At 64.6% G+C, this 16931-nt stretch carries 21 protein-coding genes and 1 pseudogene; 7 read left to right on the plus strand and 15 right to left on the minus strand.

Annotated elements, in window-relative coordinates; translation table 11 throughout:
- Nucleotides 1-615: pseudogene (locus PQ627_RS13915) on the minus strand (hypothetical protein); the annotation flags it as partial.
- A 248-nt stretch (nucleotides 616-863) separates the two neighbouring features.
- On the opposite strand from PQ627_RS13915, the gene PQ627_RS13920 reads away from it, so the two are divergent.
- Nucleotides 864-1547 (plus strand): HAD family hydrolase, encoded by a 684-nt coding sequence (locus tag PQ627_RS13920; RefSeq protein ID WP_274261940.1) that lies wholly within the window; start codon nucleotides 864-866, stop codon nucleotides 1545-1547.
- Nucleotides 1548-1702: 155 nt separating this feature from the next.
- Here the strand turns inward: PQ627_RS13920 and PQ627_RS13925 are convergent, their stop codons facing one another.
- From PQ627_RS13925 to PQ627_RS13940, 4 genes are all read right to left on the minus strand, one after another.
- Entirely contained in the window at nucleotides 1703-2560 is an 858-nt protein-coding gene (locus PQ627_RS13925; RefSeq protein ID WP_274261942.1) for a class II glutamine amidotransferase, read from the minus strand.
- A 21-nt stretch (nucleotides 2561-2581) separates the two neighbouring features.
- Nucleotides 2582-3982 (minus strand): glutamate decarboxylase, encoded by a 1401-nt coding sequence (locus PQ627_RS13930; RefSeq protein WP_274261944.1) that lies wholly within the window; start codon nucleotides 3980-3982, stop codon nucleotides 2582-2584.
- A 496-nt stretch (nucleotides 3983-4478) separates the two neighbouring features.
- On the minus strand, nucleotides 4479-4667 hold the full coding sequence (locus PQ627_RS13935; protein WP_186313636.1) for a hypothetical protein: 189 nt from the start codon (nucleotides 4665-4667) through the stop codon (nucleotides 4479-4481).
- A 10-nt stretch (nucleotides 4668-4677) separates the two neighbouring features.
- The gene (locus tag PQ627_RS13940; protein WP_274261947.1) at nucleotides 4678-6528 is read right to left on the minus strand and encodes a glycoside hydrolase family 15 protein; all 1851 of its coding nucleotides are present in this window, start codon (nucleotides 6526-6528) and stop codon (nucleotides 4678-4680) included.
- A gap of 134 nt (nucleotides 6529-6662) precedes the next feature.
- Here PQ627_RS13940 and PQ627_RS13945 point away from each other — a divergent pair, with 134 nt between their 5' ends.
- The 3 genes from PQ627_RS13945 to PQ627_RS13955 all read left to right on the plus strand — a co-directional run bounded on the left by PQ627_RS13945 (nucleotide 6663) and on the right by PQ627_RS13955 (nucleotide 8309).
- Entirely contained in the window at nucleotides 6663-7559 is an 897-nt protein-coding gene (locus PQ627_RS13945) for an SDR family oxidoreductase (protein WP_274261949.1), read from the plus strand.
- Nucleotides 7560-7686: 127 nt separating this feature from the next.
- Nucleotides 7687-7917: a DUF6458 family protein gene (locus tag PQ627_RS13950; protein ID WP_144662048.1), complete on the plus strand. Its 231-nt coding sequence runs from the start codon at nucleotides 7687-7689 to the stop codon at nucleotides 7915-7917.
- A 107-nt stretch (nucleotides 7918-8024) separates the two neighbouring features.
- Nucleotides 8025-8309, plus strand: coding sequence for a hypothetical protein (locus PQ627_RS13955; RefSeq protein WP_274261952.1), 285 nt, complete (start codon nucleotides 8025-8027; stop codon nucleotides 8307-8309).
- A 340-nt stretch (nucleotides 8310-8649) separates the two neighbouring features.
- On the opposite strand, the gene PQ627_RS13960 is transcribed toward PQ627_RS13955, so the two are convergent.
- On the minus strand, nucleotides 8650-9243 hold the full coding sequence (locus PQ627_RS13960) for a histidine phosphatase family protein (protein ID WP_274261955.1): 594 nt from the start codon (nucleotides 9241-9243) through the stop codon (nucleotides 8650-8652).
- 225 nt (nucleotides 9244-9468) lie between these two features.
- Here PQ627_RS13960 and PQ627_RS13965 point away from each other — a divergent pair, with 225 nt between their 5' ends.
- Nucleotides 9469-10962, plus strand: coding sequence for a serine/threonine-protein kinase (locus tag PQ627_RS13965; protein ID WP_274261957.1), 1494 nt, complete (start codon nucleotides 9469-9471; stop codon nucleotides 10960-10962).
- A gap of 13 nt (nucleotides 10963-10975) precedes the next feature.
- On the opposite strand, the gene PQ627_RS13970 is transcribed toward PQ627_RS13965, so the two are convergent.
- The 9 genes from PQ627_RS13970 to PQ627_RS14010 all read right to left on the minus strand — a co-directional run bounded on the left by PQ627_RS13970 (nucleotide 10976) and on the right by PQ627_RS14010 (nucleotide 16128).
- Entirely contained in the window at nucleotides 10976-12205 is a 1230-nt protein-coding gene (locus PQ627_RS13970) for a GAF domain-containing sensor histidine kinase (protein WP_274261959.1), read from the minus strand.
- A 69-nt stretch (nucleotides 12206-12274) separates the two neighbouring features.
- The gene (locus PQ627_RS13975) at nucleotides 12275-12604 is read right to left on the minus strand and encodes a hypothetical protein (protein ID WP_274261961.1); all 330 of its coding nucleotides are present in this window, start codon (nucleotides 12602-12604) and stop codon (nucleotides 12275-12277) included.
- Nucleotides 12601-13206 (minus strand): Asp23/Gls24 family envelope stress response protein, encoded by a 606-nt coding sequence (locus PQ627_RS13980; RefSeq protein WP_274261963.1) that lies wholly within the window; start codon nucleotides 13204-13206, stop codon nucleotides 12601-12603. Before PQ627_RS13980 ends, PQ627_RS13975 begins: the two co-directional genes overlap by 4 nt.
- On the minus strand, nucleotides 13203-13799 hold the full coding sequence (locus PQ627_RS13985) for an RNA polymerase sigma factor (protein WP_274261965.1): 597 nt from the start codon (nucleotides 13797-13799) through the stop codon (nucleotides 13203-13205). Before PQ627_RS13985 ends, PQ627_RS13980 begins: the two co-directional genes overlap by 4 nt.
- Nucleotides 13800-13868: 69 nt before the next feature.
- Nucleotides 13869-14474 (minus strand): hypothetical protein, encoded by a 606-nt coding sequence (locus PQ627_RS13990; protein ID WP_274261967.1) that lies wholly within the window; start codon nucleotides 14472-14474, stop codon nucleotides 13869-13871.
- 13 nt (nucleotides 14475-14487) lie between these two features.
- Entirely contained in the window at nucleotides 14488-15069 is a 582-nt protein-coding gene (locus tag PQ627_RS13995) for a hypothetical protein (RefSeq protein WP_274261968.1), read from the minus strand.
- Nucleotides 15066-15461, minus strand: a complete 396-nt coding sequence (locus PQ627_RS14000; RefSeq protein WP_274261970.1) for a hypothetical protein — start codon at nucleotides 15459-15461, stop codon at nucleotides 15066-15068. Before PQ627_RS14000 ends, PQ627_RS13995 begins: the two co-directional genes overlap by 4 nt.
- Nucleotides 15458-15649, minus strand: coding sequence for a DUF2273 domain-containing protein (locus PQ627_RS14005; protein ID WP_274261972.1), 192 nt, complete (start codon nucleotides 15647-15649; stop codon nucleotides 15458-15460). The genes PQ627_RS14000 and PQ627_RS14005 overlap by 4 nt, the downstream gene beginning before the upstream one ends.
- Entirely contained in the window at nucleotides 15646-16128 is a 483-nt protein-coding gene (locus PQ627_RS14010; RefSeq protein WP_274261974.1) for an Asp23/Gls24 family envelope stress response protein, read from the minus strand. Before PQ627_RS14010 ends, PQ627_RS14005 begins: the two co-directional genes overlap by 4 nt.
- 189 nt (nucleotides 16129-16317) lie before the next feature.
- On the opposite strand from PQ627_RS14010, the gene PQ627_RS14015 reads away from it, so the two are divergent.
- The gene (locus PQ627_RS14015) at nucleotides 16318-16590 is read left to right on the plus strand and encodes a hypothetical protein (RefSeq protein ID WP_144662060.1); all 273 of its coding nucleotides are present in this window, start codon (nucleotides 16318-16320) and stop codon (nucleotides 16588-16590) included.
- Between the two features lie 118 nt (nucleotides 16591-16708).
- On the plus strand, nucleotides 16709-16894 hold the full coding sequence (locus PQ627_RS14020) for a hypothetical protein (RefSeq protein ID WP_144662061.1): 186 nt from the start codon (nucleotides 16709-16711) through the stop codon (nucleotides 16892-16894).
- Nucleotides 16895-16931 lie beyond the last annotated feature (37 nt).

A 16931-nucleotide genomic window follows, 5' to 3' on the forward strand; every position in this document is an offset into this window, starting at 1 on the left:
ATACCCATCATCAAGGACACTGCCCGCACTAGCGCCGGCACTAGGACTAGTGCCCGCTCTGGGCAGGTCCGCGGCAAGCCCTGCACCTGCACCTGCACCCAATCCGGATCCGACCACGGCACCCGGCCCGGGGGCGATGGCCGATTCTGTCGCGGAATCCGTGGCGCGTTCGGCGGTTTCGGCGGGTTCTGCCCAACCGGTCAGCCACGGGATTCCGGACTTTTCCGGAGTAGCCGCCGCCGAGACCTGCCGGGTCTGGGCCTGGGATCGCTGTGCCTGTTGTTCCTGGTTCCGGGTCCGTTCCACGGCTTGGGCCGCGATGATCTGGACGTACTCGAGTGTCCGGGCCAGGTCCTCGACCCTGCCCGCGAAATCCGCCGCCTCCACGAACCCGAACAACCGGGCATCCGCCACAGCAGCACCCCGCAAACCGGCCAACGCCTCCACCGCATCATCAAGGAAAGCGCCCACCTCTGGGGCAGACCCGCCGGGGGCCACGCTGCTCGCATCCGTGTCACCAAGCCGGGGCAGAATGCGGGAATCGTCTGGAAGTGCCAAAGGGGAGTGTCCCGCACGGCCGTCGTTGGGCGGTTGCAGCGCAGGGGAGTCCGTCACGTGAAGCAACAGCCCCTTTGACGCTGCTCCACCGCCACCCGACGGTCCTCCAGGACCCGGGAGCGCTCCTCCAGTATCCTGGGACGCCGTCCCAAGTCCACTAAGCCGCCCCATCCCATCCATGAATCAAGCCTGTCACCCCCGCAGAAACCCCATAAGCCCACAACCCCCGTATGTGGACAAACCACCCTATGTGGACAACGGCCGCTTTCGCCGCACCCGCCACTTGGCGTGCGTATTCTTGAGCCATGCTGCTGCTTGTGGACCTCGACAACACCTTGGTCGACAGGGCCGCGGCCTTCAATGCTTGGGCACGCTCGTTCATCGGGACATTGGGGGGATCCACGACTGACGCAGAGTGGCTCATCGACGCGGACCAAGATGGCTACGAGTCCCGGGATTCTCTTGCCCGGGCCATCGGGCAGCGATTCGAGACGGCACCGGATACCGGGGAAATCAGGCATATGTTGCTGTTAGACCACGTGCCCCTGATGACCCTGGACCAAAGCGTCACATCCGCTCTGGGAAATGCCCGTGAAGCGGGATGGAAAATAGGCATCGTTACCAACGGCGCGACAAAGCAGCAAACGCTCAAGATCCGTCGGCTCGGTCTCGAAGCCTTTGTGGATGCCGTCATTATTTCCGAGGCCGTGGGGGTGAAGAAACCAGACCCCGAAATCTTCCGAATTGCCACCGCCAGTCTCGGCGCAACCGGCGCAACCGGCGCAACCGGAGTAACCGGTTGGATGGTTGGCGACCACCCAACCGCGGACATCGCGGGCGGCCGACGGGCGGGACTGAAAACGGCCTGGGTCTCGCGAGGCAAAACCTGGGCCGGGGACACTGGCTCCCTGGGCCTTGCCGCCCCGGATCTGGTTGCTCCGACGGCTGCGGAGGCCATCAATGCGGTCGTCGGTGGGCAGCAAGTCTGAGGGACGCAGGACCCCCGTGAACGGCATGTCCACGACGACGGCCCCCACCGCACGACGACGGCCCCCACCGCACGGCGGCACCCCCCGCACGACGCCGGTCCCCCCCCAGCGGCGGCAGGCCGCCGTCGTGCCTTGCTCGCCCGAGGTGCGGAGACCTACGGCGCCTGCGAAGCCGCCGCCGCTGGTTCCAAGTCATCGAGCGCGAGGAGGTGGGCCGGGGGATCGGGGAAAGCGACGCTGGACGTGACCTCCAGGTCCGGTCCGACGTGCACCAATTCGCCGGACGCCAGGGGCCGCCAGCCGGGATTGTGGTCCATTGGTTCGGTGGCGAAGAGGACATGCCCGGACCGGGAGAGTTCGGTGCTGCGGGAGCGGATGCGTTCACTTCGTGCGTCGAGCGGGCTGGGTTCGACCGGATGCCGTTCCAACATGAACAGTTCGTGCGTCGCCGGGTACCTGAGCGCCCACATGTCGGTGGACGTCGTCAGGATGAAATTGAGACTGAACACCGGCAGTTCCCTGGCGATCCACCTGACGGCGGCCAGGATCCCCGCGCGGACATCCGCGTCGGCGGCCCGCGTCTCCGCAGTGATCAGGGCGAAAAGACGCTCGCTGTCCGATTGGCCCTGCACCAGGTCCATCGCGCCGAGCTCAACAAGGCGGGCATCAAGCTTTTCCAGCCCCCGGAGCACCCCGTTGTGGGCGAAGATCCGGCCGTCTTGCTCGAAAGGGTGGGTGTTGACGAGGGTGAGGGCGCCGGTACTGGCGTACCGCACGTGTGCCAGGAAGGTGGTGCTTTTAAGGTCGCGGGCTTCGCGGGCAAAGGCGTGGTCCTCCCATGCTGCCAGCGGTTGTTTGGCCACATGGGGGTTGCCTGCCGCATCGAAGGTCCCTATTCCTGCGCCATCGGGTTCCTTCCGGCTTTGGATCGAGAGGCTGTCCGGCGCGTTCAGCAGCCAGAACGTGGCGCGGACTGGGTGGGCGCCGGCATGCAGCCCGAAGAGTCGGCACATTGCGGCCTCCTGTCGCAGGAATCAGTGGTGGAAGCCTTCGGACTGCCTGTCCGTGGGCATGGGCGAGGTGAGGCTGTCCAGGTAGTCCACGGCTTTGGTGAGGTCGGCCAGGAAGCTGGAGGCGAGGTCGCGGGTGAAACCGTTCCGTACGACGATCCTCTGGACTGTTACCTCGCTCAATCCATCGGGCAACGGGTAGGCCGGCACCAGCCACCCGTTCATGCGCAGGCGTTCGGAAAGGTGGTGGAGGTTCCAGTGCTCTGTGTAACCCTCGGTGAGCTGCCAGGCGAACACGGGGATGTCCGAACCGTCGCTCCATAGGGTGAAAGCGTCCATGGCTCCGATCTCGCTGGAAAGGTAGAGCGCCACATCGCGCGAAGTGGCCTGGACGGATCTGTACCCCGCAAATCCGAGCCGCAGGAACAGGTAGTACTGCAGGAGAACCTGTGCGCCGGGCCTGGAAAAGTTCAAGGCAAAGGTGGGCATGTCCCCGCCCAGGTAGCTGACGTGGAAGATCAGGTCTTCGGGGAGGGCCTCCGCGTCACGCCACACCACCCAGCCCAGCCCGGGATACACCAAGCCGTATTTGTGGCCGGAGGTGTTGATCGACGCTACTCGGGGAAGCCTGAAATCCCACACCATTTCGGGCTGCAGGAAAGGTGCAACCATGGCGCCGGACGCTCCATCGACGTGGATGGGGATGTCCAGGCCGCGGCTGCCCTGGATCTCGTCCAATGCTTCGGAGATGAGTTTTACGGGCTCGTAGAGCCCGGTGTAGGTGACGCCCAGGATGGCGACGACGCCGATCGTGTTTTCGTCGACGTACTGGTCCAGGTCATGGCCGTCCAGGGTGGGATGTTCGGGGGAGACCGGCACAAAGCGCGGTTCGACTTCCCAGTAATTGCAGAACTTTTCCCAGCACACCTGGACTGCGGAGCTGAGCACGAGATTGGGTTTGTCCGTTGGCTTGCCTGCTGCGCGGCGTGCGTGTTGCCAGCGGCGTTTCAGGGCCAAGCCGCCCAGCATGCATGCCTCCGAGGATCCGATGGTGGACGTGCCGATGCTTTTCGAAGGATCCGGCGCGTTCCACAGGTCAGCGAGCATTCGCCAGCACCGTGTCTCGATGAGTGCCGTTTGGGGGTATTCGTCCTTGTCGATCATGTTCTTGTCGAATGTTTCCGCGTACAGGGCGGACGCTTCGGTTTCCATCCACGTCCCCACGAACGTTGCCAGGTTCAGGCGGGAATTGCCGTCCAACATCGCTTCGTCGTGGACAACCTGGTAGGCGGTGGCCGGCAGGGATTCACCTTCGGGCAGGGTGAATCGGGGAAAGATGGTGGACTCTCCAGGCCTGCTGAACAGGGGATTTAGTTCGACGGCGGTGTCCGGCTCGTGGTGGGACGTGCGGTGGGCTCTGCTCATGGGCCGGCTCCTTGGATTCGTTCGCGCGGGGCTACTCGTCTGCGGCTCACGCTACCCGGCGTGGGTCGCCCACCCAAGCTTTCCGAACGTTCAATGCCTGCAGCTCCAAGAATCCTGGGAAACGGCTCGGAAGGCGGCTGGGACGACCTTCAGCCATAGCTGGGAATTTCCCAAAAAGACTTGCGAAGAAAACAGTAAGCATGCTTATGGTATTGGTGTTCCTTAAAGCTGACGAGTTGAAGCTTCCCCGTACCAGCGACTGGAAACCATGCCTGGTGATGCAGCCCGCTTGGCGATCCACACAAGAGAACCGCATTCCAAGGAGACAGAAAATGCTCGCAAGGGAAAACACAGGGACGACATCCGTCGCTGACCCACCCGGGACGCGCGTTAGGCGCGGTTGACGTCCGACGGCGGCAGGTCGCCGTCGGACGTCAACCCACCTACGTAAACCCACAGGCGGAGGCTGGAACAGCGGCCCGCGAAGCAACTGCCGCTATCGCAAAAGCGGCGACGATGGGACGATTTTCATATGGGCGAACAAGAGAAACACCAGCCCTCCGAGCCGGCAGGGATTGCGGCAGAGGACGCGGGCGCGCCAACAACGCAGCAGCTTCGGACCGTCGGGCAGCGCCGGCGCGAAGCGGAACGGAAGCTCGATATCCACCTGGAAGAAGCCCGCCATAAGGGTGAAACTACTGAAGGCGTGGATCATTCCGAAGGGTAGATGCGCCGGAGTGTCCGCCGTTGCCGAACGGCGTGTCGCTCTTATGGGCCTCCCCGTGGTGCAACTGCAAGGCGCTGTGGATCAGGGGGAAATGACTGAACGCCTGGGGAGTGTTTCCGAGCTGCCTCCGGGCGCGGGGATCCCATTCTTCACTGAGAAGACCCACGTCATTGCGCAGGCTGAGGAGCCGCTCGAAGAGTTCTGTAGCTTCATCGCTTCGGCCGATACCCAGCAGCGCATCCACCAGCCAGAATGAACACGCCAGGAATACCCCTTCGTTCCCGGGCAGGCCGTCGTGGCCGGATTGGGTCCGGTATCTGAGAACCAGGCCGTCCTCCGTGAGTCCCCTTTGAATGGCCTCCACCGTTCCGGCAACGCGCGGATGCCGGTGCGGCAGGAAGCCTACGCGGGGCACCAGCAGCAGGCTCGCATCCAGTTCCTTGCTGCCGTAGGACTGAACGAAGCTGTTGAGGTCCTCGTCGAAGCCCCTGGTCATGACGTCGTTATGGATTTCGCTGCGAAGCGCCGCCCATCGGTCATGCGGGCCGGGCAGGCCGGAGGTCCGTACGGCTTTGACCATGCGGTCTGCCGCTACCCAGGCCATGACCTTGGAATGCGTGAAGTGGCGCCGGGGTCCGCGCATTTCCCAAAGCCCGTTGTCCGGCTGGTTCCAGGCCCCTTCGAGGTATTCCATCAAGGCCACCTGGATGTCCCAGGAATTGTCCACCGTGCCGTCAGGGGAGGCGGCCCGGGTCAGCGAGAGGCCATCCAGGACTTCACCCCAGACGTCCAGTTGGAGCTGCGGAGCGGCCGCATTCCCCGTGCGTACGGGCATGGACCCTTCATAACCGGCGAGCCAGGGGATGCTCGCCTCCGGAAGCCTCCGGGCGCCGTCGAGTCCGTACACGATCTGAAGCTGGGACGGGTCGCCGGCGATGGCCCTGAGCAGCCAATCCCGCCAAGCGGAGGCCTCTTCCGTGTATCCGGCGGCGAGAAGCGACTGAAGCGTCAGTGTCGCGTCCCGCAGCCAGCAGAACCGGTAATCCCAGTTCCGTGGTCCGCCGATCTGCTCGGGCAGCGACGTGGTGGCGGCGGCCACGATGCCGCCGGTGGGTTCGTAGGTGAGTGCTTTGAGGGTGATGAGTGACCTCTCCACCGGCTCCTTGTACTTGCCCACTATCTTGCTCCGGCCGATCCACTCCAGCCAGTACGACTCCGTCGCATTGAGCGCCCGAAGGGGATCGATCCTGCGGGGCTCGCGTTCATGGCTCGGGGCCCAGCGAAGGACGAAGGGGACCTTGTCTCCGGCGCGGACCGTGAAGTCGCTGTAGGTCCGGTTGTCCCGCCCGACAAGCGGGGCGTGGGTAGTAACGTACGCCGAATCGGGCCCCGCGACCGCGCTGATGCCGTGCTTGCTGTGCCGTACCCAGGGAACGACGCTGCCGTAGTCGAAGCGCAGGACCAGTTCCATGTGCATGTCCACCTCGCCGGACACACCTTCGACGATCCGAACCAGGTCCACGGCGTCGTCGCGGACCGGCATGAAGTCGATCACCTTCACCGAACCGCCGGCCACTTCCCACACCGTCTCCAGGATGAGGGTGTCTCCCCGGTATTGGCGGCGGGTGCAGTTGCCGCCGTCGGGAGTCCCGGCAGGTGCCAACAGCCACCGTCCCGCCTCGGGCTTGTCCAGCAACGCCGCGAAGCAGGCGGGCGAGTCGAACCTCGGGAGGCACATCCAGTCAATGGACCCGCTTTGTCCCACCAGGGCCGCGGTGTTCAAATCCCCGATGATTGCGTAGTCCTCGATCCTCGCCATGGGACAGATCCTAGTCTGCGTCGCTGGCAGCCGCGGGAGAGGCTCGACGGCGGCACTGGCCTTGGCGGGTTGGGTCTGGTCTCGTTTCCGGGTGCGTGCTACCACTGACGTAGGAACAAACCCGAGGAGATGTTGTGGCCGAAGATCTGCCTGTCCTTGTTGTTGGCGCTACCGGATTCCTGGGCGGCCAAGTAGTGGATGAGCTCCTGAAACGCGGCAAGAAGGTCCGGGCGCTGGTGCGTCCTGGATCGAAAGCCGCCAAGCTTGAGGCCAAAGGCGTGGAAATCGCCCGCGGAGACATGCTGGACACGGCCTCGCTGATCAAGGCCATGACGGGCGTATCAGGAGCGATCTCGACCGCCGCCGGCTACACCAGGAATGATAAGAACGCCAAGCTCATCGACAGCTATGGCAACAGCAACCTGGCCGTCGCAGCCAAGTATGCCGCCGTCCCACGGTTTGTGCTGATCAGTATCCTCACGTGCGACCAGACACCCCAGATCCCGCACTTTTGGAACAAAAAGCTTGCTGAAGACAAGTTCGAGGAGCTCGGGGTTCCGTTCGTCGCGCTGCGGCCGGGTGCCTTCTTCGACCAGGCCGTGGGGATGGGTGGCGATCCCTTCGCGAAGGGTCGCTTTGTGTGGCTTGGCTCCAAGGAGGCCAAGCTGACGTTCGTTCTGGCGAGCGACCTCGCCGGCTACTTGGCGGCCGCCGTCGATGCCGACGTCGTTGACGGTGAGCGCATCGACATCGGCTGGACGCGGCCGGTGAGCATGCAGGAAGCCGCGGAGCTTGCGGGCAGGCGGGCCGGCAAGCCGGTCAAAGTCATGTCCGTGCCCACTGGCGCAATTACAGGGCTCGGCAAGGCGACCGCCAAGGTCCTTCCCCTGGTGTCGGATATGGCCAGCATGGTGGCGTGGTTCGAGACGGGGAAGTACGTCGCGGACACTTCCCGGCAGGAGCAGGTGTTCGGACCGGCGCCCACACCTGAGGATGCCATCGGCCGGGTGGCTGAGCGGTACGGCCATTGACGTTGAGCGGTTCGGCTCCTGATTCCAGCGGCTTGGTGGCTGGCGGGCAAGGTAAATCGTAAGTATCCTGATGACACGCACCGGCGCTGCCCCTGACCATGCGCCGGACCAACATGAGGAGCACGCTATGAGAATCGGTTCTTCCATTGCCCTGATCGCCATCGGAGCTATTCTGGCTTTCGCGCTCGCCCCAGGCATCATCCCCTTCCTTGACCAGGTCCTGGTTGGCTACATCCTGATCGCGGTGGGCATCATCGGCCTCATCGTTTCGATTGCCATGTCCAACAGGACCCGCCGCACAGTAGTCGAACGGCGCGGTGATCCACACACCGTTGTGGAGCGTCGCCCGGAAATCTAGCAGCCGCAAGCTACGGAGGAAACGCACGACGGCGGGCTGTCGCCGTCGTGCGTTTCTTACCTCAGGCGAGGTTCAGGCCCTGCTGCCCGACGGCGTAGGCTGCTTCCATGGAGCAGACATTCGACATCGAATTGGTGAATCAGAACGAGTACCTGGTGCGATGGGCATCGGAAGGGCAGTCCGGGGAATCGCTGGTCCACACGAATCCCGACTTCCTGGCCGAGGCCGGGCTTGAAGGCTTCGATGAGCAGCTGATTGTGGAAGAGACCGCCACGTACCTGGCCGAGCACCAGCCGGTCATCGACTTTCCCCAGACCGTGGACCTGGAAGAAATTGCCGCCGCCTACACGGGCTACACCGAGCAATTGAAGCAGCGCCTCCAAGCCCGGTAGCGCTTCCGCGTCACGATCGGGGGCTTTCCGCTACTTAACCTTCGTCCTGTCAGCCGGCGTTCGAGGGAGTAGCGGCCATCCACACCTACACACCTGAATCGGTCGCGGCTTGGGCGTCGTCCCTGCAGTCCAGGACGGAGCTTTGCTTCGACATCGCAGGGATCCATCGTGGGAAGGTCACGATTTACGCCGGGCCCGGAAAAGATGGCAACCAGGCTGTCGCGGTCTTCGACATCCCCGGAGCCGGAACCTTCGTTGGCCGCCATCTCAGCGGCGCCATGGACGAATGGGTGTCCGGCCTGCTGGAGGAGGTCGGGAGGATCGCCCAGGGAAAGCCTGTTCAGGCCTGAAGGTCTGCGGTGATGCGCTCGCCGTTGAAGTATTCCAGCTGCCAACCGTCCGTCGGGTGATGGTGGGCAAGGTTCAGCACCGCGTTCTGGACGCTGTCCAGCGTGCGGCCAATCGCACGGCTAAGGGTCAGCCGGATCAAGGTGCCGTGGGCTACCACCAGCACTCGTTTACCCGCGAACTCCTGGGCCAGTTCCTCGAGTGCGGCGATCCCCCGCGTCGCGGCGTCGTCGTCGCTCTCGCCGCCACGGAAGCCGCCGGGGATGCGCAGCGCTTCCAGCTCAGGCCCGGCCTGCAATCCCTCTGCCGGCCCGAAGCTGCGCTCGGTCAGGTTCGGGACGAGCCGTGCCACCGTGAGCCCCAGCCCTTCGGCGATGATTTCTGCCGTTTCGGCTGCGCGGCTGAGCGGCGAGGCCACCACGGTGTCCCATTGCTGGCCCGACAGGAAGGCGACGGCGTCGCGCGCCTGGCCGCGACCGACGTCGTTCAAGGGAATATCGGTGGACCCCTGCAACCGGCGCTCCGCGTTCCAATCGGTCTGGCCATGGCGGACGAGGGCGAAAGTCGTAAGGGTCATGCCTTCCATTGTGCCTTGCGGCCGGGCCGGGCGCAGTTCGCTGCGTCACGTAACGTGAACTGCCCATTGTCCTTCGTGTGATTTAATCAGTATCCTGATGACTTATCTGGTGACACCGGATGATGCTGTTTGAGCTGACTTGCTCAAGCCGCCAGGGCTGAAGCAATCGGTCAAGCGGCAACGTGAAATGTTATTGACGGCATTACTTGGTACCGACGGATAGTGTTTGAGTCCGTGACGCGCCAGGTAGTCCCAAAGGACGTGACAATCGTGGGCTACAACGACAAAACCGGGGGCCTGGGCGCCCCCGATTCCGTGAACGGCGCGGATGGCAGCGGCGCACTTGATGGCCGCTACGAACTGGGACCGCTACTGGGCAGGGGTGCAATGTCTGCTGTCTACAGGGCGACGGACCTGGTCCTCGGCCGTGAGGTGGCAGTCAAGATCTTCCTGCCCGGCTCAGGCGACGATTCCTTCCGCGCACGGCAGGAGACCGAAATGCGGCTCCTCGCCGCTTTTGACCACCCGGGCCTCGTGGCGGCCTTCGACGCGGGCGTCGATACGCGCAACGACGAGGAACGTGCCTACCTGGTGATGGAGCTCGCCGAGGGGCGGGATCTGCGCGCCGTACTCTCCGACGGGCCGCTTACCGTTCCCGAAACCGCCCGCATCGGTATCCGGATCGCCGGAGCCCTGGCCCAGGTGCACGAACACGGCGTCATCCATCGTGACATCAAACCGGCCAACATTTTGGTGTCCGACGCCGATGGGCTGGCGCAGTCGGTCAAGCTGGCAGACTTCGGGGTCGCGTTGGTGATGAACGACAACCGCCTGACGGCAACGGGATTCACCGTGGGCACCGCCCAGTACCTCAGTCCTGAGCAGGCGCAGGGCTTGCACCTTACGCCGAAAAGCGACATCTACTCGCTGGGCCTGGTGCTCCTGGAATGCCTGACGGGCCATGCGGAATACCCGGGAACGCCCGTGGAAACTGCTTCGGCCCGTCTGCACAGGGCGCCGCAGGTGCCCTGCGAATTGCCTGGGCCGCTGCGTACCCTCCTGGAAGCAATGACGGACATGGATCCGGAGAAGCGCCCTGCAGCCCAGGAGGTGGAGCAGGCGCTTTCGGAGGAAGGCGTCCAGTCGGGGCGCAGGACCGCGATACTTCCTCCCGTCCCGCAGCGGACTCCGCTGAGTGCGACGACGGCCCGGACGCCCAGCGCCCGCGGCCGTGCTGCCCGGCCTGCGCCCATCCGGCCGCGGACCAGGAAGGCGGCAACGCTGACCGGCATCCGCGACTTCAGCAAACGCCGGCCCAAGACGGCGCGTGGGGTTGCGGCTGCAGCCGTGGCTATCCCGCTTGCCCTGGTGGCCCTTACCCAGGGGCTTTCGTCGGCCGGAAGTACGAACGATCCTTCGCGTGCTCCCAACAACGGGGTATCCCAGGCCGATCCGCAGCCTGCCACTCCGGTCCTCCCGACGCCGGCGGTTTCCTCCCCGGCCGGGGCCGTGCCGGCGGAGGCAGTCGACCTTCCGGAGGCGACCACGCCCGCGCAGGTGGTGCAGAACATCCCCGTCCAGAATGTCCCGGCCCAGAACGTGCCGGTCCAGAACGTACCCGCCCAGAACCAGCCGGTCCGGCCTCCCTCCGATATGAAGGGCCCGGACATCGCCAAGACAAAGAGCGATGGCAAGAGCGACAAGAAGCCGGAGAAGGGCGGTAAGTAGTCTCGGCCAGGCGCTACGTTCCGGCGGGAAAGCTCACCGCGATAGTGGTGCCGCCGCCAGCGGTCTCGGAGATGCTGAGGTCCCCGCCATGGGCTTTGGCGATGCTGCTGCAGGTGGCCAGCCCGAGGCCGGTGCCTGGGCCGTCCCCATCGCGGCGCAGGCGCACCAAGGGCTCCAGGACCTTGTCCCGGTCCTCGGGTTTGATGCCCTTGCCGTTGTCCGCCACGTACACCGTCGCGCCGTGGTAGTTCGAAATTCCGCTGACGCTGACCTTGAGGTCGCGCTCCGGGCTGCGGTAGTTCATCGCGTTGGAAATGAGATTCTGCAGCAGCGTCCGCAGCTGCCCGGGGTCGGCGTAAACGGTGATGTCGCGGACATCAACGATGCCCTCATTCTCTATCCCGAGGTCCCGGACTACCTCTTCGGTGACCTCACGCAGGGAGACGCGGGCTGGCTGGATGCCACCACCAACACGGGAGTAATTGAGGACGTCTTCCAGCATTCCCAGCATGCGCCGTCCGCTGGCACCGATGCGGTCCAGGTACCGCGCAGCGGGACTGCTGGGCTCGATATCGGGGTCGTCCTCCACCAGCTCCACGTATCCCAGGATGGTGGTCAGGGGGATGCGGAGGTCGTGGCTGACGCGGCCGGCGAATCCGGCAAGCTTGGCGTTGCTGGCCCTGAGTTCGGAGTAGGTGCGGTCCAGCTGGGCCGTGCGGTGCTGAAGTTCCAGGAGCTCAACCACCTGCTTGGCCAGGACTTCGAGCATTCCTACCTGCTCCTGGCTCAGCTCCTTGCTCTGGTCCGAAAAGACACACAGGGTTCCCGGCACGAATCCGGATTCCGTTTGCAGGGGCACAGAGGCATAGAACCGGACGTTGCCGATTTCGCCGGTCACGAAAGGGTTGTCGGCAAAGCGTGGATCCCGGGAAGCATCAGGCACCACGGTGCGCTCACGGGTCAGGAAGACCTTGGCGCACATCGAATCCTCACGGGAGCAGACCCCGGGTTCCACGCCCCAGGCCCCGATCTGGTGCTGGTACTTGGCGCTGATGATGTTGACCACGCCAAACGGGGCGCCACAGAGCTCGGTGGCCAGCCGTACGAGATTTTGCAGAGCGCTCAGAACGGCGTCATTGGGAAGGAGCGTCGAGTCGAATGCAGGATCAAGGCCGTATTCCTGGAGCTCCCTGTCCCGGCCGACGTCCGTAGTGAAAGACAGCTGTCCCTGAATTTCCGTCATTGAGCCAACCCCCAAGCGTCTTGTGAATTCCCTGCCGATACTACCGGGAGGTCAGCGCTGCCGGTTTACCTACTGACTTATCTTCACCACCAGAATTTCGACGACGGCGCTCGCGTTTCCCAGGTGCCTGCGGACTGCGGCGGCTACTTCCCGGGCTACTTCCGGGGCGGGGCGGAGGATTCCGACGCCTATCCGGGCCTTGACCGCCACGTCGTCACCATGGCGGGAAAGAGCGATGAGGGGCTGTGCTTCACCGGTCACCGCCGCAACCGCCGCTCCGGCGATCGACTGCCACAACGGTTGGGCAGGGTAGACGGTCGTGACCCCGTCAACGGCCTGGACAACGCCAAGCAGTTTCACGGCCAGGGCGGGGAAATTGCTTTCCAGGTGCTCCGTCATGGCTGGTCCTCCTTGATCGCTGTGATGGCCGGGGCGGGAGGCTCCAGCACATCGGTGACCGTGATGTTGATGGCCTGGATGGTGAGTTCAGTCTGTGCCGCCAGCACCTCCGCCAGTTCATTCCGCAGGGCCGCTGCATGCTCTTCCATGGAGTATCCGTAGACCACCGCGATCTCCACGTCGACGTCGATCCCGGCTCCCGGCGTCGTGATGTCGCCTGCCAGGCGGCACTTACCGGCTGCTGTTCCGGGCATGGAGTCGACAACGGAGCGGATCAACGCCGACACGGAGCCTTCGGTCTCCCAGAGGGCATCGAGCGGGTCCTCGGACCGCAGCGGGATGCTGCGGCCGGGACGCAGCTCCAAATGGAGGTTGTCCAGGATGTTCTGCATCCAGTCGTCCGTGCCCGATCCTGCCTCGGCCACGTCAGAGGCCAACAGTTCATGGCCCAGTTCGGAGAGCCTCCGCAGGGATGCCAGGCCGGCCTGGCATTCAGGGCAGCCCTCCACATGTTCGGGATCAGCGATGTATCCCGTGTCCAAATAGGCGCTCAGTTCCGCGAGGCTGTGCCCGCATTCCAAAGCATCGCCGGGGGTTTTCATCGCCACTCCTCCATTGTGCGTGCCAGGGCAATCCGGGCTCTGGCAAGACGGCCACGGACGCTGTCAGGGCTGATGTTCAAGGTCAGTGCGATCTCCTCGTAGCTCAGGTCGTTGAATTCCTTGAGTACCCAACAGCGGCGCTGCTCCTCGGGAAGCCGTTGGAGCGCCGATTTCAACGCGTCGATTCTGGAGGCATTGACCGCAGTGCTTTCAGGATCCGGGATCCGCTGGTTGTAGGGAGCCCCGGCATGGTTCTCCAGCTCGTCCAAGGCAGCGTGGTTGCGCCGTTTTCGGAGGTGGTCAATGCTGCGCGTGCCAACGATGCGAAGCAACCAGCTTTTCACTGCGGCGGGGTCCCGTACAGTGTCCAATTGATTCCATGCCTGCACCAAGCTCTCCTGGACGACGTCGTCCGCGTCCGCCAGGGTGCCCGTCAACCGTCGGGCCGTTGCCCGCATCAAGGGCCCGTGGCGCCGGGCGAGGGCTTCGAAAGCGGCAGTGTCGCCATCTGCTGCCCTGCCGGCCAGCAACGCGTCCGGCACCACGTCCAGGTGTTGCTGTGCTGCGGCGGAGGCCGCGGGTGAACCAGTCACGTTTCCGCCTTTCCAGTGTTGTGAGTCGGGCATGTCATCCCAAAGGGCCAGGGACTTGGGGATGCCTCGTTACCGGGCCCTGCGCGATCCTGACACCCGGGTTCTGGGACCACTCGTGATTCGGACCAGGGCGGGCGCCGGATGGCCCAGCCAGGCGTCCAGTTCCTGGAGCAACTGGGCCGCCGTGTCGCCGAGCTCCCGGGGGCACGCCCCCTTGCGGGCCTCCAAGCGGAGCCGCAGAGCCGTGCCGCGCCGGGATTCCCACGTCGAGACAGAGGCAGCAAGCACGTCGGGGCGACCAGCGAGGGCTTCCCTGACGGCTGCCGAGACCAGTCCGGTATCCACCACGGTTCGGCCCGCACTGCCTTCCGGGTCCTCCGCGAAGCGAGGTGTTTTGCCGCCTCCCTGGGAAGCGATCCAGGCCGCGCCCAGGATGGCGCCGACCAGCAGCACGGCGATTCCCAACACCAACCACCAGCTCCGGACGGGGTCGGGCAGGAGTGCCGTGCCAACCAGATTGCGGAGTCCATCCCGTGCAGTCCACCCGGTGGTTGTCCATAACTCTGCAACCCCTGGCAGGGTTCCGGCCGCGATCAGTGCGGCGCCGGCTCCCAGCAGGACGATCCCCAGGATGGTGAGCAGGATGCGGTTGAGCGCCCGATTCGTGTTTCTCATTGCCCCGCCTTTCTCATTGGCCCACAGCTCCTTCGTTCAGAATGCTGACGCTCGACCGCACTGGCCGATCCAGCGCGTAGGCTGCCAGTTCGCCGTCGACCGTTGCCTGAATGTCCGCCGCCTCAAGCGGTTCGCCCGACGTCGGACGCACCTGGACGCAGACGGAACGTCCACCGACGGTGGTGGTCACCTGCCCGGGGGCGAGGCCCGTTGCGCGCCGGACCTTGCGGGACACCGCTGCCGCAATCACCTCGTCATCCACCACGACGGCGGCGCGCTGGCTTCCGATCGCGCGGCGTGGCCGTCGCCCTCTCCCGAAGGCCAGTCCGAACAGCACCAGTGCCAGGATTCCCAGCCCTGCGCCTGATGCCACCATGCCTGCCGACGTTGTGTTGGCCGGAAGCTCGATCAACCAGCGGACCATCTGCGCCGGGCTGGCGAGCAAGGGCTGGTCTTTGAGCAACCACAGCACGGATTCCAGTGCCAGCCAGAGGAAAACGGCTACCAGGAGGGAGGCGGCCACGATGGAGGGGACCGCCCTCGAGGAGTGCGTTTCGCGCCGGACCAAACGGCGGATGGCGGCATCCTTGCTCATTCGACGCTCCTTTCCTTAAGCCGTTCGGGCTTTCCGCCGGTGAGGCGGATGTCTACCCGGCCTATGGCCAAACCGGTGATGGCCGTACCTCGGGCCACGATTTCCTGCCGGGCGGCACGGGCTTGTTCGAAGACTGTGGCCGGACCGGGCTGCGGCTCCCGCGGCGTCGGGGACTGTTTCAGCAGCGGCGGGAGGGCCAGACGGATGGAAACCTTGACGCCAAGCTTTCCCGCGTCATCCTTCACCGTTGCTGAAACGTCGCCCGTACCAACGCGGAACGCCTGGGCAGTGACTGTTTCCACGGTTTTCCGGATCGCCGCGTGCGTGAGCCGGTTGTGTCCTATCCTGTCCGCCGTGTCCGGGAAGCGCTCCGTGGCGCCCGCGCTGCTCATGAGGAGGAGCGCTTGCCCCGCAGGGCATCAAGCACCCCGCGAAGGTCAAGCTTTCCTTCGGCGGAACGGCCCAACGCCGCCCCGACTCCCATGAAGAGCGCTGTCAGCAGCAGGCCCCAGAACCCGAAGGCCAGTCCAGCCAGGGCGAGCACCGCTCCTATGGCCAGCCCTGCGATGGTGGGGCTCACGAGACCCTCGGTTCGCGGTCGGCGTCATCGGATTCGGAGTCCTCTGACGGGACGTGGATGTCGGTAATGGTCACGTTCACCTCGGTCACTTCCATCCCAACCAGGTCTTCGATGGCGGAATACACGGCGTCGCGGGCGTTGTCCGCCACCTCCTGGAGCGGGTGCGGGTATTCGACAACCAGGGTCACGTCGACGGCAACCTGGGTCTGGCCTACCTCCACGTTGACTCCTTGGGTGAGGTCCTTTTGTCCCACCTTTTCGCGGAGGCTGCCGATGGCGCGGGCCGCTCCGCCGCCCAAGGCATGCACTCCCGGGATCTCCTGGATGGCGATGCCGGCGATCTTGGCGACGACGCCGTCGGCGACGGTGGTCGCACCGCGGCCGTCCTTGCCCTTGTCCCGGGTGGGTGCGTCCACGACGTCGACGTGCTGCTTGTTCTTGGCCGGTACGTCTGCTGGGGTGTGCGTTTGGATCGTCATGGCGATGGCTCCTGTCCGTTTGTTTGCGGCGCTTCCTGTGCGCCGTCATGAATAAGACGTGCTGACCGGCTGATTCCTCACGCTGAAAACCATGTGATGTGAGTCACTTTCTCGCTGACACGCTGGCTTGCATAGTTAGTTTGTCATATAACTAGTTTGTCGAGTTACACCTCCTGGAAAGGGCACCAAATGACTGCAGTAGCTATGGCTGGGACGAACATCGGGGCTCTTCCGGACACCGCGAAGGAAGTGGCCCCCTCCACTCCGGCGAAGCGGACCGGCTTATTGGATGTGGTGTGGACGGCGGCGGCCCGGGTGGAAGGCCTCCAGTGGGAAATGGATGAAGCTGAAGAGTCCTTGGCCCAGGCGATGCGAAGCGCGGTGGAGGCAGGAGCGGGACTTCCGGACCTCGCGATTGCGTCCGGGATGAGCTTCGCGGCCATTGAGAAGCTGATGGAGTAGCCCACCCAGGAAGCTTGAGCCAATCTTGAGATGACCCGGCGTCGTTCTTGAGGGCCCTGCCCGATGGTTGAAACATCAGCCATTGGAGCTGATGGGAACTTTCAGGAAGGCGACCGACATGACTGCTCACATCACCGCCCAGGCCAACGGTGCCAGCGCTGCGGACACCCGCTCCCCGGAAGCGGCAAACCACCCGGAGGACGTACCGGGCCAGGCCCGTACGGGTTTGGCTGTGCGTGAGCCGTTCAACCCCTTGGCCGCAGGACTGCGCAGTATTTGGCCCCAATCCGTCGTCGGATTCTAGGCTTCCTCCGACTTCTGTGGACAGGCACCAAGGTGCC

The organism is Paenarthrobacter sp. AB444, from assembly GCF_028736865.1.
Lineage (GTDB): Bacteria > Actinomycetota > Actinomycetes > Actinomycetales > Micrococcaceae > Arthrobacter > Arthrobacter nicotinovorans_B.

Excerpts from the sequence above, each read along its gene's own strand:
- PQ627_RS13925 (WP_274261942.1), bottom strand. The coding sequence starts at position 2,560 with ATGTGCCGACTCTTCGGGCTGCATGCCGGCGCCCACCCAGTCCGCGCC.
- PQ627_RS13955 (WP_274261952.1), top strand. The coding sequence starts at position 8,025 with ATGGAGCAGACATTCGACATCGAATTGGTGAATCAGAACGAGTACCTG.
- PQ627_RS13920 (WP_274261940.1), top strand. The coding sequence starts at position 864 with ATGCTGCTGCTTGTGGACCTCGACAACACCTTGGTCGACAGGGCCGCG.
- PQ627_RS13995 (WP_274261968.1), bottom strand. The coding sequence starts at position 15,069 with ATGAGCAAGGATGCCGCCATCCGCCGTTTGGTCCGGCGCGAAACGCAC.
- PQ627_RS14000 (WP_274261970.1), bottom strand. The coding sequence starts at position 15,461 with ATGAGCAGCGCGGGCGCCACGGAGCGCTTCCCGGACACGGCGGACAGG.
- PQ627_RS13940 (WP_274261947.1), bottom strand. The coding sequence starts at position 6,528 with ATGGCGAGGATCGAGGACTACGCAATCATCGGGGATTTGAACACCGCG.
- PQ627_RS14010 (WP_274261974.1), bottom strand. The coding sequence starts at position 16,128 with ATGACGATCCAAACGCACACCCCAGCAGACGTACCGGCCAAGAACAAG.
- PQ627_RS13950 (WP_144662048.1), top strand. The coding sequence starts at position 7,687 with ATGAGAATCGGTTCTTCCATTGCCCTGATCGCCATCGGAGCTATTCTG.
- PQ627_RS13930 (WP_274261944.1), bottom strand. The coding sequence starts at position 3,982 with ATGAGCAGAGCCCACCGCACGTCCCACCACGAGCCGGACACCGCCGTC.
- PQ627_RS13970 (WP_274261959.1), bottom strand. The coding sequence starts at position 12,205 with ATGACGGAAATTCAGGGACAGCTGTCTTTCACTACGGACGTCGGCCGG.
- PQ627_RS13960 (WP_274261955.1), bottom strand. The coding sequence starts at position 9,243 with ATGGAAGGCATGACCCTTACGACTTTCGCCCTCGTCCGCCATGGCCAG.
- PQ627_RS13975 (WP_274261961.1), bottom strand. The coding sequence starts at position 12,604 with ATGACGGAGCACCTGGAAAGCAATTTCCCCGCCCTGGCCGTGAAACTG.
- PQ627_RS13980 (WP_274261963.1), bottom strand. The coding sequence starts at position 13,206 with ATGAAAACCCCCGGCGATGCTTTGGAATGCGGGCACAGCCTCGCGGAA.
- PQ627_RS13990 (WP_274261967.1), bottom strand. The coding sequence starts at position 14,474 with ATGAGAAACACGAATCGGGCGCTCAACCGCATCCTGCTCACCATCCTG.
- PQ627_RS14020 (WP_144662061.1), top strand. The coding sequence starts at position 16,709 with ATGACTGCTCACATCACCGCCCAGGCCAACGGTGCCAGCGCTGCGGAC.
- PQ627_RS13935 (WP_186313636.1), bottom strand. The coding sequence starts at position 4,667 with ATGGCGGGCTTCTTCCAGGTGGATATCGAGCTTCCGTTCCGCTTCGCG.
- PQ627_RS14015 (WP_144662060.1), top strand. The coding sequence starts at position 16,318 with ATGACTGCAGTAGCTATGGCTGGGACGAACATCGGGGCTCTTCCGGAC.